This window comes from Spirulina major PCC 6313 (assembly GCF_001890765.1).
Taxonomy (GTDB): domain Bacteria; phylum Cyanobacteriota; class Cyanobacteriia; order Cyanobacteriales; family Spirulinaceae; genus Spirulina; species Spirulina major.
This window is the reverse complement of the sequence record NZ_KV878783.1, coordinates 4,123,687-4,137,216: the sequence shown is the minus strand read 5'-3', so window position 1 is coordinate 4,137,216 and position 13,530 is coordinate 4,123,687. Positions and strand designations below refer to the sequence as shown.

Sequence of the window (13,530 nt, the reverse complement as noted above, 5' to 3'; positions counted from 1 at the left end):
GTTTTTGTCCCAGCACCACTAGCTTAGGCCCAACAAACTGAGGATAATGTAGATGAAATAGGCGAAGGCCGCACCGCCACAGCCACCGAGCAGGAATCCGCTGGCGAAGTTGCTCCACCCTTCTTTAGTGGCAAAGCTATCCGGCGGGTTTGGCGTGGTTAAGGTGGCAATGGGTTTGCCCGATTCCACCGCCCCGTAAATCACCAAGCAAATGGTGAGGATCACCACCAACCCAATTGCCGATATCAGACCTGCTAACTCAGCGTATTCCGTATTTCGGAGGGGTCCCAAGAGTGCGAAGGGCCCGTAGAGCAAATAGCCATGGGCCATTCCCACTTCCAGGCCGCGGCGATTTGCTGACAATCCAGCCCGATAGGCGGGTAGATTGTTGATCAAAGCCTTGGTAAATCTCGAAGAATTGACTGGTGTGGCGAGGTTCCCAACTTGAGGATCGCCACCATCACTAATTACATCCAATGCCATGAATGCTATCTCCTCATCAATGTAGACGTAGACAAAATGCTCTTTTGACTTTTTGATATCCTCCCCGGCCTAAAGGCACGGGGATTTTCAGTCTGCCCATAATCAATGGACTCCTGATGGGTAGACAGACAAGCAACCGCCCCGGATTGGGGTCTTACCCTGCTGAACGTCTGTCCATTCAGGTCGGCAAGCCCTGCCGTTACCCTATTCACACTGGCATTGATGCTCCGGTCTTGTTCTGCACCGCAGTTCAGGTACAGTGTCCGTTGCTCACCAGGGGGAATTGTCTTCAGCAGAACCAGGACATCGCTCCACACCACACGACAGCATCCGCACTGTTTGGTTGGTGCGGTTTGCTGATTTGAGGCGGGGTGGATTGCGTCCGGGTATCGGCTTTTCATAGTGCGATGATACCAGAGACAGAGAAAACTGAATGATCAATTTAAAGAAGAAAGGTCGTTCTCACGGGCTTGTCCTGGGCTTGCTGTAGGGGTGGAGCTTCAGACCTTTTCGTGCGGGTGAACGTTGCGATCGCCATCTATATGATCGATATACAGGGAAGATTACTCAGGATCACAAAGGGTTAAGATTAGTCTAGTTTTATCAGACAAGCGTAGCAGGGACGCGAGATCCGACCGTTGTGTTTAAAAAAGTTCATGTTTCCCCTCGCGGGCGAATCTGCCCACGCGGCAACCCCGGTCACCCTCAAGCGTGAGCGGGGGACTCGCCTCGCCCTTTACAATTTAGGGATGCAATTATTCGTGATTAGGTCAATACTTATGTTTCAATCTTCCCTAGGGATGGTGCTACGACGGGGGGCGATCGCGCTCTGTTGTGCCATCCTCAGCCTCACCCTCTGGATCGCGCCGAGCCATGCCACCACGGTTTATGATCTCCCCAGCCCAGTGGAGAGCAGCGGCGTGATTGACTCCGCTGATGTCCTCAGCCGTCTCAGTGTGGGCAAGTTAAACAAAGCCCTCCAAGCCCTCACCGAGTCCACCGGTCAACAGGTGCATCTCGTCACCATCGAACGCCTCGAATACGACGACACGATCGCCGCCTTTACCGATCGCCTTTTTGAGCGTTGGTTTCCCACCCCAGACACTCAAGCCAATCAAACCGTGGTAGTCTTGGCAACCCTGACCAACCAAGGCGGCATCCATACCACCGCCGGCGAAGCCCTCCCCGCCGAGATTGCCACGAGCATCGCTGAAGATACCCTCCTCGCCCCCCTGCGCCAAGGCGGCGGTAAATATAATAAAGCCCTCATTGATGCGGGCGATCGCCTCGTGGCGGTACTCTCCGGACAACCCGATCCCGGTGCGCCAGAGGTGGGCGGCGTGGATGTGGAAGCCACCTTCGCCAGCGCGGAAGAAACCGACGATCGCAATGCCACAGTCTGGGTGGTGGTGTTGCTCATTGTGGCGACGGTGGTTCCCATGGTGACCTATTTCGTCTATGTGGGCCTGCCGGGCCGCTAAGCCGCGCCCCCTCAGCCTTGAGATCCCTGGGGAACCCACTCCAGGGATTTGCCCTGATCTTTCAACCTTGTATGGCGATCAATTATGAAGTTTAAATCTGCACCGATGACCTTGTATCCCATCGATATTGCGGCCCTGAGCACGGTGGTGGTGCTTACGGTTTTGGCCGGGATCTTGTTGCTCAGCGGGGTCATCTGTCGGGGCGATCGCTGTTGGGTGGATACGCGCCCGAAGGTGGCCGCCTTTAACTGGCAAGATGAAATTATTCGGGCCGAAGACAACGCCTTTGTGCTGGAATTCAACCGCCCCATGGATCACGACGGTGTCGAAAACAACCTCAAGATCACGATCCCCGATAAACCCGAAATTACCAATCCACTGCCCGGAAAAGTAAGTTGGGCGGGGCGACGCTTGGCCTATACGTTGGATTTTCCGGCTCCCTATGGCGATCGCTACCAATTGAACCTCGCCGGAGCCCAGGAAAAATTTCGCGGCAATGACGAACTGGGTCAGGAAATGCAACCCTTCACCGCCACCTTCCGCACCCCCGATCGCATCTTTGCCTACATCGGGCTAGAACGCGAAGAAGAAGGCCGCCTCATTCTCTACAACCTCACCCAACAGCGCAAAACCATCCTCACCCCGCCCAATTTAGTCATCACGGAATTTGAACCCTACCCCGACGGCCAGAGCATTTTATTCACGGCCATTGATGCTGATCTGACCCGAACCGATCTCCTCGAACAACAACTCTATCGAGTTACTACGGGGATCAGTGCCACCCTCGATGCCGAACCCACCGCCGCCGGCCAAGTCACCCCCCAGTTAACCAATGAAACCCACCAAATTCTCAATTTCGACCTCTCGGCAGATGGCAGCATTATCGTCGTCCAGCGGGTAGAACGAGATGACCCAACCCAGATGGGGCTGTGGTTAATCCGGGACGACCAAGACCCCGTACCCCTCGAAAATCAACCGGGGGGCGTGTTCCAGATTGCCCCGGATAATCAACTCATTGCGATGGCCCAAGGGGAAGGCATTGCGCTGCTTTCCTTAGAACCGGGGGCGGAACCCTTGGACTTTTTTGCACAGTTCGGGATGGTGTTGGATTTCGCGCCGGACGGCACAACGGCGGCGATGGTGGACTATAACCGCGACAAGCCGGATCTGCTCTATACGCGATCGCTCTACCTCGTCACCAACCAACGCAGCCAAGAAAAAGTCTTTGACACCCGTGGCTCAATTGTGGACTGTGACTTCGATCCACGGGGGAAAAATCTCTACTGTCTGTTAACTAATCTGTTGGAGGGACAGGAATATGCCGAGCAGCCCTATGTGGCCCAGGTCAACCTAGAAACGAAAGAGATTCTCCCCCTCACCACCCTACCGAACTATCAAGATATTCACCTCAGCGTTGCCCCCGATGGCTTGGCGCTGCTCTTCGACCAACTCACCACTGACCCGGATGCAGGGCGCGATCGCCGCTTACAAACCGATGGCGGCGAAGCGATCGTCAATAGTCAATTGTGGATCTTGATCCCCCCCGCTGACCCCGAAGATCCCCCCGCCTTAGAAGAGTTGCCCTTTGTCGGCATCCAACCCCAATGGCTCCCCTAGAATGCGATCGTGCCTCGTCTCTTTACGAAAAGAGTGCGAGAGTCTGAAAGCCCCGCACTCTTTTCGTAAATTCTGACCTTGAAGGCTTTCAACATACTCTTGCTTTAACATAAACCCATCGTTAGGTTAATCAGTTGCCTGATGAGATGTAGGGATCGTTTGTTCCTTCGCTCCGCTCAGTCACGCGGCTCCCATCCCGACGCTGACCTTGCCGTTACAGCGCGGGGCTTCCCGCCGATTAGCTAAAGGTTCAGACTGGATCAATCATGGATCGGGGAAGCGCGATCGCATCGCCTGGCAGGGATTGCCCCAGGCCACCTGCGCGGGCGGGAGATCGCGAAAAACGCTGCTCCGTGCTCCCACGATGGTATTTGACCCAATCGTCACCCCTGGGGCAATGAAGCAATCCGTGGCAATCCACACGCCATGGCCGATCGTGATGGGAGTGGTTTTGAGTTTGAAGGTGCGATCGCTAATATCGTGGCTGCCGGTGCAGAGATAGCATTCCTGGGAAATGACGGTGTGAGCGCCGATGGTGATGCGATCGAGGCTGTAGAGCACCACATCATCGCCGATCCAACTGTAATCGCCGATCGCAACTTTCCAGGGATACGTGACCCGCGCCGTAGGCCGAATCACCACCCCTGTACCAATCGTGGCCCCAAACAGGCGCAATAGGGCGCAACGAATGCCGCTCATGTTATGCAGGGTGAGGGGAAAACAGACCGCCTGCACGAACCACCAGAGCAGAATCACCACAGTGGGACGACCGCGATCAAAAAAGGATTGATCATAACGGCTGAGATCGACCCAGGCGCGATCGCACCCTTCGAGATCCGGCGGTGGGGTGGGGTTAGGATTCATGGGTCGATTTTGCGGGTTGGGCATTCGTGGGGGTAACGTTCAATTGCCCCCCAAATTTTCGCAGTTCGTAGAGTTTTACGCCAATTTGATATTCATATTGGCTCAACAATCGGCCATAGGTATAGCCCGCATGGCCATCTAAAAACCCCAACCGCAAAATATAAAACAACACAAACCGCAACGTAGGCTTAAACGGTAATCGCACCCAAATCGTTTTTAAAAACCGTTTCCGCTGCACCGCATCGCCGAACAAATTTGCGCCAATCGTGCCATCTTTACCTTTGCCGGTGAGGAGGTTGTAATAGACGCGGGCTTCCCAATTGGAATAGCGATTGTGGCGGGCTAGCCAGTGGTAGATATCCCGAAAATCAATGTGAAGCATATCTGCTTTGAGATAGCCCACGGAGCCATCGAGGATGACATGTTCATGAACTTCGTTGTCGCCGGTGTTGCGGATTTCTTCGGTGTTGAGGTTTTCGTAGCGGCCGAGTTTGTGGTGAAACAAACGTAGGTTCCAGTCGGGATATTTGCCGCCGTGACGAATCCATTGACCGAGGAAATAGACACGACGATTGAGATAGTAACCCTGGTGGGTGGGGTCTTGGATGCGTTGGGCGATTTCGTCCCACAGTTCTGGGGTGATGCGTTCGTCACAATCGACGATTAAGACCCAATCATTGCGAAAGGGGAGATTTTCCAGAGACCAATTTTTCTTTTTGGGCCAGCGGCCGTTGAAGTGAAATTGCACCACCGTCGCACCGTGGCTCTCGGCAATTTCGATGGAGCGATCGCTACTCTGGGAATCCACCACAAACACTTCATCCGCCCGCGCCACACTGTCGAGACAAGCGGGGAGATTCGATTCTTCATTTTTAGCCGGAATCAAAACAGAAACCGGGATTTTTCCGGGGGAGGAAGTCATGGGATTAGGGCGTTAGTTGGGCGGGGAATCTTGAAACAATTAGGATTTAAACGAGGGCGGGAATAGGATGCCCTGTAAGGAAGTGATGAGATAGCCGATTTGACCGTAGGCATACACCAAATTATCAAACCTCAATGCCGGATCAGCAATGTATTTTAGGGATTTATACAGGCCGCGAACGATGCGCTCGCCGCCTCTGGGAAATTGGCCCCAGCCGCCCGCGCCAGTGAGTTGCTCGCGATAGGATTCGCTCACCCCTTGCCACCAGCCGCGTTTGAGGAACCAGCGCCGCTCTAGCCGTTCGGGGGTGACGTGGTGGGCAACGGTGGCGGCGGGGAGATAGGTGACGTGCCAGCCGCGTTTGAGGGCGAGTTCGGTCATGCGCAGTTCTTCGTTGGAGAGGAGATTTTTGCCGACGCGGCCGAGGTTGCGATCGAATCCTCCCACTTGTTCCCAAAAGAGGCGACGGATGGCGTAGTTTAAGCCCCGTGGAGTGAGGTTGTGCTGGGTGATGGCGCGGGGTTGGTTGCCGAGGTCGTAGGCTCCGAGGTTGGCGGCGAGGCCGTCGGAGAGCCAGGGGGGGGCGCAGGTGCAGCCGTCGGGCCAAATTAACGTAACATTGCCGCCGGCGATCGCTAACTCCTCGTCTTCCTCAAATCCCGCTTCTAAGGCAGTCAGCCAGCCGGGAGATGCGATCGCATCATCATCAAGATAGGTAATGATCGCCGCTTCGGTTTCCCGCACACCGCGATTGCGAGCCGCTGAAAGTCCCACCTCTGCCTCGTAGCAATAGCGCAGCCGGGGATGGGGTAAGCGGGCTTCGACAATCTCACGGGTGCGATCGGTGGAGGCATTATCGACAACAATCACCTCGTAATCGTCGTGATCTTGCGTGAGCAGACTATCGATCGCTTTGCCGAGGTAGTCTTCTCGATTGTGAGTACAGATAATTGCTGCGATCGCCACCGTCATAGTTTTTCACTAAAAATTCAAAAACCGTCAATCATGCACCCCTAATCTTCCCCTGTCTTAACACGCCACCCGCCCGATTCCCTCATCCCCGGCCCTTCTCCCACGGGAGAAGGGCGTTAGCAGCCCTCGCCTGAGGGAGAGGGTTGGGTGAGGTCATCTAACTCTTCAGGCGACGATGCACTAAAACGAGGGTTTCGGCGATGTTGCTTAAACGCTGCTCTAAACCCTGTTTTTTCTTGAGGAGTTGGCGGAGTTTTTGATACCGGGCGATCGCCATACTCACCCCAGCCACCTGATGGGGCGGGCAGGGTTTCGACCAGACTCGCCCTTGATCATCGCGGCCACAAAGACGATACCCCGACCGGGGAAATTCATAACTGACCCGTCCGTAGTTCGATTCAATCTGTTGGCGGGCTGTTTGGGGAAGCGATCGCGCCGGATCGGCCTCTTGGGATTCTAGCCAACCATCCACCATCGGCCCTTCAAGGTAGAGGTTTTGAATCTGGATCAAAATTTGTTTTAACTCCCGTTGCCAGCCGACGATCACCGCTTCAATTTCCCGCAAAATATTCGTGGCGAGGGCGGGGTTGACGTTGTGGCGATGGTGACTGAGGCGACCGGCGGGCACATGGGTGATCTGTCCCCCCGATGGGGCGGGGGGGCGTTGGGGTGGGGAGGGAGGAGGCGCGGGCTGGGCTTGGGGCGTGGGGGGACGTTGGGGAGAGGGGGATTGGGGTGGGGATTGGACGCGAAAGGACGGGGGCGAAACGGGTCGGGGGGGGTTGGCGGGGTTGGTGCGGTAGGCGTGGGGGGTTTGGGGCGATCGCATCGGCGGCAGACCCGTGGAACGGGGGGGGAGATTAATCCCACCGGGGGGAGAAACCGGGCGCGGCGGTGGGGGTGTGGGGTAGGGGGCGGTGCGCGGCGGCATATAGGGGAGTTGGGGCGATCGCGGCGTTGCAGAGGCAGGGGAGGCCGACGGAGCTTGCCGTTGTCCTTCTAAATGTTGCAGGGTGGTTTCAATCCGTCGAAGTTCAGGTTTCATGGGGTTGCCACTGATTGAGCATCATGCGATCGCGCCACGGGTCGAGCAATCTTTGTTAATGATAAATCTGCTTTTTATTGTATGGTCTCGCTTATCGTTCTTCATGATATGCACCCAGTTTAATGGCTTCTCCTCTTTGCATTTTAGTCACCGGCCCCGCCAGTTCCGGCAAAAGTGAATGGGCCGAACAAGCCGCCCACGACACCGGCCAACCCGTCACCTACATCGCCACCGCCCAACGTTTACCTGATGATCCCGAATGGCAGGCCAAAATTGAACGCCACCGCGATCGCCGCCCCACCCATTGGCACACCGAACATATCCCCGTCACCCTGCCGGCCTATCTCGCCGCCCAAACCCAGGCCGATCACTGTTACCTGATCGACTCCCTCGGCACTTGGCTCGCCAGTTGGTTAGAGGCGGACGAACGGGAGTGGTTCGGGCAGGTTGAGCAGTTGATCGCCGCCGTGCAGAACTGTGAGGGAACCTTGATTTTCGTTGCCGAGGAAGTGGGCTGGGGCTTAGTGCCGGTGTATCCTTTGGGGCGAATCTTTCGCGATCGCCTCGGTCAATTGGTGCGCCGCCTTAGTCCCCACTGTGACGCGGTGTATCTGGTCACGGGGGGCTATGCGTTGGATCTCGTGAAATTGGGCACACCGTTACCGCCCGTGGAGGAATTGCCGGAGCTTCGTTAAACTGGGGCAGAGTATGGCGGGGAAATTATGGCGATTCAAAGCACCTACGGCAATGGCAACGAGGCAGAGCGATCGCGATCGCGCCGTCCCCCCCGCGAAGTCCTCGACCCCACCCCCGCCCCGGAAGAAACCCCCCAAACCGAGGAAACCATTCGCCCCCAATCCCTCGCGGACTATGTGGGACAAAAGGATTTAAAGGCCGTCTTGCAGATTGCGATCGCCGCCGCCCAATCACGCCAAGACCCCCTCGATCATACCCTCTTTTACGGCCCGCCCGGTTTGGGTAAAACCACCATGGCCCTAATCCTCGCGGCGGAAATGGGGGTGAACTGCAAAATCACCGCCGCCCCCTCCCTCGAACGTCCCCGCGACATTACCGGCCTGTTGGTGAATCTCCAAAAAGGCGACATTCTGTTCATCGATGAGATCCACCGCCTCAACCGGATCACCGAAGAACTGCTCTACTCTGCCATGGAAGATTTTCGCCTCGATATCACCATCGGCAAAGGTCAATCCGCCCGCACCCGTAGCCTGCCCCTCCCGCCCTTTACGATCATCGGTGCGACAACGAACATGGGGGCGCTCACGTCTCCCCTGCGCGATCGCTTCGGCCTAATTCAACGCTTGCGGTTTTATGACGTGGACGAATTGAGTGCGATCGTCACCCGTAGCGCCGCCCTCTTTGCTGTTCCGATCACCCCCGACGGAGCCGCCGAAATCGCCCGCCGCGCCCGTGGCACACCCCGGATCGCCAACCGCCTCCTACGCCGCATCCGTGACTACGCCCAAGTCAAAGCCCTAGGGGACATCACCGCCGCCGTCGCCACCGCTGCCCTCGAACTCCTCAACGTCGATCCCAGGGGGTTAGATTGGACAGACCGCCTCGTTTTAACCACGATGATCGAACAGTTCAACGGCGGGCCGGTGGGGGTGGAAGCGATCGCCGCCGCCACCGGCGAAGATGCCCGTACCATAGAGGAAGTTTACGAACCCTACCTGCTGCAAATTGGCTTCATCAACCGCACCGCCCGCGGCCGCGTCGCCACCCCCAACGCCTATGCCCACCTGGGTTACTCGCCAGAATCCACCCAAACCACCCTCTTTTAATCTCCCTACCGTTGAGGCTCACTGATGTTTAAATTCTCCCCATTGCTCGCCACCGGACTTGTCGCCTTCCTCGTCTTACCCGGTTGCGCCAACTCTGCCCCCCCTGCCCCCGAACCCGCCCCAGCAGCGGATCAAACCTCCACCCCTACCGAAGCCCCGGCCCCAGTAGCTGACGGTGCGATCCTGCGAACTGGCTCATGGCAAGACGCGGAACACCCCACCAGCGGCACGGTGACCATCGAAGAAACCGATGGCGATCGCGTCCTCATCCTCAGCGAAGATTTCAAAACCGACCCCGGCCCCGACCTCACCGTCGTCCTCCACAAAGCCCCCAACATCCTCGAAGTCACCGATCCCCCCGCCTACGGCATCCAAGAAGGCGACTACATCCTGCTCGATCTCCTCGCATCCCCCACGGGTGAGCAAACCTATGCGATCCCCGCCGATGTGGATCTAGAAACCTACCAATCCGCCGCGATCTGGTGTCGTGAGTTTAATGCCACCTTTGGCGTGGCTTCGTTGATCACGCCGTAACTGGGGCGAACTCAAAACGTCTCTTCTTGTTGGTGGGTTAATGGGACAGCGAGTTTGCCGACCGGGAGGGGGATTGCGTCTCCTGGATTAGAGACGGCGCATTTCGCGGTGAACCTGTATCCCCAATTCCACAGCATCGTGCAGCAGTCGGGCGGTTTCGGTCTTGGGATCTTCGGTATTGGCGTGCAGTAAGATGTTGAGTTGTTGGTCTAGTTGGGCGATCAGCGTTTGATGGTGAGGCGGGTGGCCAGGGTGACGGGAGTAGAGTTGTTCGAGTTGAATCCGCCCCAACAGGCTGGTACGCAGGGCTGCCAGGGTTTCGTAGATTTCGGGGCCGTAGAGGGCGAAAAAGCAAGAACTGCAAATCAGCAGTGAAAGGGCGGTCTGGTGAAGATATTTTTCGCTTTGGACAGTCTCGAAGAATTTGGGGCGATCGCGCAAAAACTGCATCAAAACATTGACTTACTCCCCCGTTTAGAAAACGGGGGATTCTGGGATCAAACAGCAATAGCAGGCAACGCCTGTCTGACATCACCTAACCCAATGGCTGAAGCCCCAGCCACTTTAATATTCATCGCCGCATTCTCATCCCGGTCATTCTCTGTCGAGCAACTGGGACACCGCCAATGGCGAGTCTCTAAATCCAGATGCTCCAAAATATGACCACAACTTGAACAGGTCTTGCTCGAAGGGAACCAGCGGTCAACATAGACCACCCGCTTCCCCTTCTTCGTCGCCACCCACTCCAGGATTTGCAGAAACTCCCGAAACGCCAAATCACTCACCTTACGCCCCCAGAGCCGCTGCATCGCCTTGAGGTTCAAGGTTTCAAAACACAGCACATCAAACTGATTCGTCAGGCGGTGAGCCAACTTCCAGAACCAGTCCCGCCGTCGATGGGCAATATCTTCATGCTTGCGGGATAAGTTTAATCGGGCACGTTCCCGATGGGCTGAACCCTTTTGCTTACGGGACAACTCTCGACTTGCTTTGCGAACCGAGTTAAGTGACTGCTTGAAGAACAAGGGGGCATCAATCTTGAATCCCTCAGAACAGGTCAGAAACGTCTTGAGTCCAAAATCAAAACCAGCAATGTTACCTGTCTCGGTTTTGACTTGGGGTTCTGACAGGGTATCTACCGTGACAATCATGAACAGTTCTCCCAAGGGAGTTCGTTTAATCGTCAGGGTTTTGACCTTGCCCTCAATGGGGCGAGAGTGCCAATATTGATAGACTTTGTTCCCAATCCTGACCCGGTTGCCACCGAGGAATTTGTACCCAGCTTGCTTGAGGGTGAAGGATTTGTATTTTCGGGTTTTCTTGAAGTTGGGCGGTCGAACGCTTCTATCTTTGTGCTTGAAGAACAGTTGATAGGCTTTCTCAATTCGTTGGCAGATATCCTGTACGGCTTGAGAACCCACTTGCAACCACCAGGGGTTCCGTTTCCGAAGCTTGGCGATGTGTTTTTGCAGTCGGGCACAGTTCAAGTGCTTGCCCCACATTCGGTAGTACCGTTTGTGGAGGGCAACACAATGGTTGTAGATACGCCCTGCGGCATTGATTGTCCGCTTGAGGTATCGATTCCGCTTATGCTGGTAGAGCTTGAACTTGAGCGTTTTCATGGTTGCTATGATACCTCGGTATCACGGCTGAATAAATTCAGCCCTTCGCTTATATCCCCCGTTTGGAAAACGGGGGATATAAGCTTTACATTCGTAAAGTGATTCATCAGTCTACGGGGTGAATAACCCAGAGTAATCAGTCCAACGATAAAAAATCTTTTTCCGAAATCTAGGCTTCAATCCCAACCCGAACGACACTGGCAGCCTGCGATCGTACCGTTCCGATCACCATTCTTAATCATTTTTCTGCTTGGGCGGTTCGTGCTCCCGACCAGAAACACTTTCGAGGGCGGCGATTAAGGCTTGGGAGGCAGCGAGAATATCTCGTTCTTCCCCCCCCAGATAGAGGCGGCCAAAACTACCGATCGCAGAAACTTGCAAAATATTAATCAAGGCAGCTTTTTCGGCCTCATTGGCGGCCAAGGCGGCATAGGCTGCGGGTTGCACTTCAAGAACGTAGAGGGTTTGCCCCGCGAGCATCATCTGACCGCGTCGGGTGCGGTTGATCAGTTGGGCTTGGTGGGGGTCGAGGTTACGGATGATTTGGCTGGAGACAATGCGCGGCTTGAGGCGATCGCGCTCCCGCACTCCCAAGGATTCCAAAATTGCCTTTCCGGCTTGGCGGGTTTCCCCTTGGCGGCTGGCGTGAATTTCCAGCAACCCGTAGAGCCGTTCAACAAACTGCACCCCCGGACGCACGACAGTAGACTTCAACGCCACATCGGTAATCCGGTTGATCTCGATCCCCGGTGAAATTTCAATCCACAGGGAACTATCCCCCGGCAAGGGCAAAAAACCCAAAGCCACTGTGCCAATATAGGCCGCGTGTTGGGGTTGCAAGCTATCTAAAAAAACGTAACTCCGTAACTCAATCCCCAAGAGAATTCTCCATTTTGGCTAACAGCATTGTACTGGGTTGGGGGTCGCTGCCTGGGTGTGCCACCCAATTACCCTCACCCCTAACCCCTCTCCCAGGTCTAATCCTGTAGGGGTTTTACGGAACAAAGTGAGACGATGATGAGATAATAACGAAAATCCCCCCAACTAGAGATGTCAGAGTTCAGCCCACTCAATGCCTTCCCTCCCCAGGTAAAAACCCCCTAAATAGAGCCTATGAACTGGCCTCCGAAAAACCGAACTTGTCATTTTCGCGTTGTATGGGCAACCGCTTTAGGCAAACAGTGGCAAAGCTCCGCGCCCACCGAATGTGGATTTGCTGGTGCGGGTGTTTCAACCCCATCGAGTCGAAGTGACGGCAGCCGCAACGGTCTGCCCATTAGTCAATGCCTTAACGTTCTACTCGGTGGTCGCAGGGCACATTTTGGGGCTGACCTATGCCCTGCGTCATGACCCTGAGCAGTCGGTTCTGACTCTGTTCGATGCTGAGGAACTGAGGTTTTTACATCTCCTCTTCGGCCAAGCTGTTGACTCTCTACGACAGGCGACGTTGGCGTTAGCGAAGTTAGTGGGTTTTGCCCCTTCTCGGAGGCAACCTCTGCCAGGGGTTAAAGTCCTGACAACTGCGATTGAGCGTTTTTTCTTTTTCAAGCAAGGTGCTCAGGCTACTTCCAAACCCCTACAGGATTAGCGCCCCGTGGGAGAGGGGTTTGGGGTGAGGGGTTTGGGGTGAGGGGAATCCGCTCAAGCTCGATCCAAGGACTAGAAAAACACATCCATTTCAGAGCGGCCGGTGGTTTTGAGCCAGTTTTGCGCTTCGATGTAGTTATTGGGGGTGATCCGGATCGCTTGTTTCCAATATTCAGCGGCGCGATCGTAGAAGGATTCAGCCAGGTCGCTGTTGCCCGCTTCCTGAGCCTGATCCCCTTGGTAGTGGTAGATCACGGCGATATTATTGAGGGCTTGGGGCATATTGGGGTTGAGTTCGATCGCGTCGTGATAGTAGCCGAGGGCTTTTTCATGATCGCCGTTGCTGGCGTGAATCAGGCCGATGTTGTAGAGGATATAGCAGCGATCGCCCGCCTCGTCTTCCAGTTTCAGGGCTTCGTGATAGTTTTCCAGAGCTTCGGCATATTCCCCATCGGCTTGGGCGGACATCCCGTCTCGATAATAGGCGAAGGCTTCTTTTGATTTCTGATTGGTGGGCAGAATCTTGAGGATGATGTCTGCCATGACGGTAAAGCTTTTATCAATAAAGTTATCGTTGCGTTGGGTGCGTGGCATAGGGATA

15 protein-coding genes are annotated in these 13,530 nt (G+C 55.5%); 6 read left to right on the top strand and 9 right to left on the bottom strand.

The genetic code is table 11. The annotated features are described in order from the left end of the window. Positions 1-18: 18 nt before the first annotated feature. Positions 19-483 carry a photosystem I reaction center subunit XI gene (locus SPI6313_RS18295; protein WP_072622284.1) on the bottom strand — a complete coding sequence of 155 codons (465 nt, stop codon included), beginning with the start codon at positions 481-483 and terminating at the stop codon, positions 19-21. 779 nt (positions 484-1,262) lie between these two features. On the opposite strand from SPI6313_RS18295, the gene psb32 reads away from it, so the two are divergent. Next, complete coding sequence (gene psb32, locus SPI6313_RS18290) at positions 1,263-1,964, top strand: photosystem II repair protein Psb32 (RefSeq protein ID WP_217650654.1); 702 nt, start codon at positions 1,263-1,265, stop codon at positions 1,962-1,964. 84 nt (positions 1,965-2,048) lie between these two features. Next, positions 2,049-3,581 (top strand): hypothetical protein, encoded by a 1,533-nt coding sequence (locus SPI6313_RS18285; RefSeq protein WP_072622283.1) that lies wholly within the window; start codon positions 2,049-2,051, stop codon positions 3,579-3,581. A gap of 264 nt (positions 3,582-3,845) precedes the next feature. Here SPI6313_RS18285 and hpsU read toward each other — a convergent pair whose 3' ends face one another. From hpsU to SPI6313_RS18265, 4 genes are all read right to left on the bottom strand, one after another. Then, positions 3,846-4,445 (bottom strand): hormogonium polysaccharide biosynthesis acetyltransferase HpsU, encoded by a 600-nt coding sequence (gene hpsU, locus SPI6313_RS18280; protein ID WP_072622282.1) that lies wholly within the window; start codon positions 4,443-4,445, stop codon positions 3,846-3,848. Beyond that, a complete protein-coding gene (locus SPI6313_RS18275; protein WP_072622281.1) occupies positions 4,435-5,367 on the bottom strand; it encodes a glycosyltransferase family 2 protein in 933 nt (310 codons plus the stop codon). The genes hpsU and SPI6313_RS18275 overlap by 11 nt, the downstream gene beginning before the upstream one ends. A gap of 39 nt (positions 5,368-5,406) precedes the next feature. Continuing rightward, the gene (locus SPI6313_RS18270) at positions 5,407-6,339 is read right to left on the bottom strand and encodes a glycosyltransferase family 2 protein (protein ID WP_072622280.1); all 933 of its coding nucleotides are present in this window, start codon (positions 6,337-6,339) and stop codon (positions 5,407-5,409) included. Positions 6,340-6,496: 157 nt separating this feature from the next. Beyond that, entirely contained in the window at positions 6,497-7,384 is an 888-nt protein-coding gene (locus tag SPI6313_RS18265; protein ID WP_072622279.1) for a hypothetical protein, read from the bottom strand. Positions 7,385-7,506: 122 nt separating this feature from the next. Between SPI6313_RS18265 and cobU the strand changes: the two genes are divergently transcribed. From cobU to SPI6313_RS18250, 3 genes are read left to right on the top strand one after another with little or no spacing between them, the layout of a single operon-like run. Further along, positions 7,507-8,079: a bifunctional adenosylcobinamide kinase/adenosylcobinamide-phosphate guanylyltransferase gene (gene cobU / locus SPI6313_RS18260; RefSeq protein ID WP_072622278.1), complete on the top strand. Its 573-nt coding sequence runs from the start codon at positions 7,507-7,509 to the stop codon at positions 8,077-8,079. 27 nt (positions 8,080-8,106) lie between these two features. Further along, positions 8,107-9,186 (top strand): Holliday junction branch migration DNA helicase RuvB, encoded by a 1,080-nt coding sequence (gene ruvB, locus SPI6313_RS18255; RefSeq protein WP_072622277.1) that lies wholly within the window; start codon positions 8,107-8,109, stop codon positions 9,184-9,186. Positions 9,187-9,210: 24 nt separating this feature from the next. Continuing rightward, the gene (locus tag SPI6313_RS18250) at positions 9,211-9,720 is read left to right on the top strand and encodes a DM13 domain-containing protein (RefSeq protein ID WP_072622276.1); all 510 of its coding nucleotides are present in this window, start codon (positions 9,211-9,213) and stop codon (positions 9,718-9,720) included. Positions 9,721-9,807: 87 nt separating this feature from the next. On the opposite strand, the gene SPI6313_RS18245 is transcribed toward SPI6313_RS18250, so the two are convergent. The 3 genes from SPI6313_RS18245 to ccmP form a co-directional block, all read right to left on the bottom strand. Next, entirely contained in the window at positions 9,808-10,173 is a 366-nt protein-coding gene (locus tag SPI6313_RS18245) for a hypothetical protein (protein WP_139276695.1), read from the bottom strand. Positions 10,174-10,217: 44 nt separating this feature from the next. Then, complete coding sequence (locus SPI6313_RS18240; RefSeq protein ID WP_072622274.1) at positions 10,218-11,342, bottom strand: RNA-guided endonuclease InsQ/TnpB family protein; 1,125 nt, start codon at positions 11,340-11,342, stop codon at positions 10,218-10,220. 234 nt (positions 11,343-11,576) lie between these two features. After that, positions 11,577-12,221 (bottom strand): beta-carboxysome protein CcmP, encoded by a 645-nt coding sequence (ccmP, locus tag SPI6313_RS18235; protein WP_072622273.1) that lies wholly within the window; start codon positions 12,219-12,221, stop codon positions 11,577-11,579. Positions 12,222-12,561: 340 nt separating this feature from the next. Here ccmP and SPI6313_RS18230 point away from each other — a divergent pair, with 340 nt between their 5' ends. Beyond that, the gene (locus SPI6313_RS18230; RefSeq protein ID WP_139276694.1) at positions 12,562-12,930 is read left to right on the top strand and encodes a hypothetical protein; all 369 of its coding nucleotides are present in this window, start codon (positions 12,562-12,564) and stop codon (positions 12,928-12,930) included. A gap of 71 nt (positions 12,931-13,001) precedes the next feature. On the opposite strand, the gene SPI6313_RS18225 is transcribed toward SPI6313_RS18230, so the two are convergent. Further along, entirely contained in the window at positions 13,002-13,523 is a 522-nt protein-coding gene (locus tag SPI6313_RS18225; protein ID WP_072622271.1) for a photosystem I assembly protein Ycf3, read from the bottom strand. Positions 13,524-13,530 lie beyond the last annotated feature (7 nt).

Excerpts from the sequence above, each read along its gene's own strand:
- SPI6313_RS18295 (WP_072622284.1), bottom strand. The coding sequence starts at position 483 with ATGGCATTGGATGTAATTAGTGATGGTGGCGATCCTCAAGTTGGGAAC.
- psb32 (WP_217650654.1), top strand. The coding sequence starts at position 1,263 with ATGTTTCAATCTTCCCTAGGGATGGTGCTACGACGGGGGGCGATCGCG.
- SPI6313_RS18285 (WP_072622283.1), top strand. The coding sequence starts at position 2,049 with ATGAAGTTTAAATCTGCACCGATGACCTTGTATCCCATCGATATTGCG.
- hpsU (WP_072622282.1), bottom strand. The coding sequence starts at position 4,445 with ATGAATCCTAACCCCACCCCACCGCCGGATCTCGAAGGGTGCGATCGC.
- SPI6313_RS18275 (WP_072622281.1), bottom strand. The coding sequence starts at position 5,367 with ATGACTTCCTCCCCCGGAAAAATCCCGGTTTCTGTTTTGATTCCGGCT.
- SPI6313_RS18270 (WP_072622280.1), bottom strand. The coding sequence starts at position 6,339 with ATGACGGTGGCGATCGCAGCAATTATCTGTACTCACAATCGAGAAGAC.
- SPI6313_RS18265 (WP_072622279.1), bottom strand. The coding sequence starts at position 7,384 with ATGAAACCTGAACTTCGACGGATTGAAACCACCCTGCAACATTTAGAA.
- cobU (WP_072622278.1), top strand. The coding sequence starts at position 7,507 with ATGGCTTCTCCTCTTTGCATTTTAGTCACCGGCCCCGCCAGTTCCGGC.
- ruvB (WP_072622277.1), top strand. The coding sequence starts at position 8,107 with ATGGCGATTCAAAGCACCTACGGCAATGGCAACGAGGCAGAGCGATCG.
- SPI6313_RS18250 (WP_072622276.1), top strand. The coding sequence starts at position 9,211 with ATGTTTAAATTCTCCCCATTGCTCGCCACCGGACTTGTCGCCTTCCTC.
- SPI6313_RS18240 (WP_072622274.1), bottom strand. The coding sequence starts at position 11,342 with ATGAAAACGCTCAAGTTCAAGCTCTACCAGCATAAGCGGAATCGATAC.
- SPI6313_RS18225 (WP_072622271.1), bottom strand. The coding sequence starts at position 13,523 with ATGCCACGCACCCAACGCAACGATAACTTTATTGATAAAAGCTTTACC.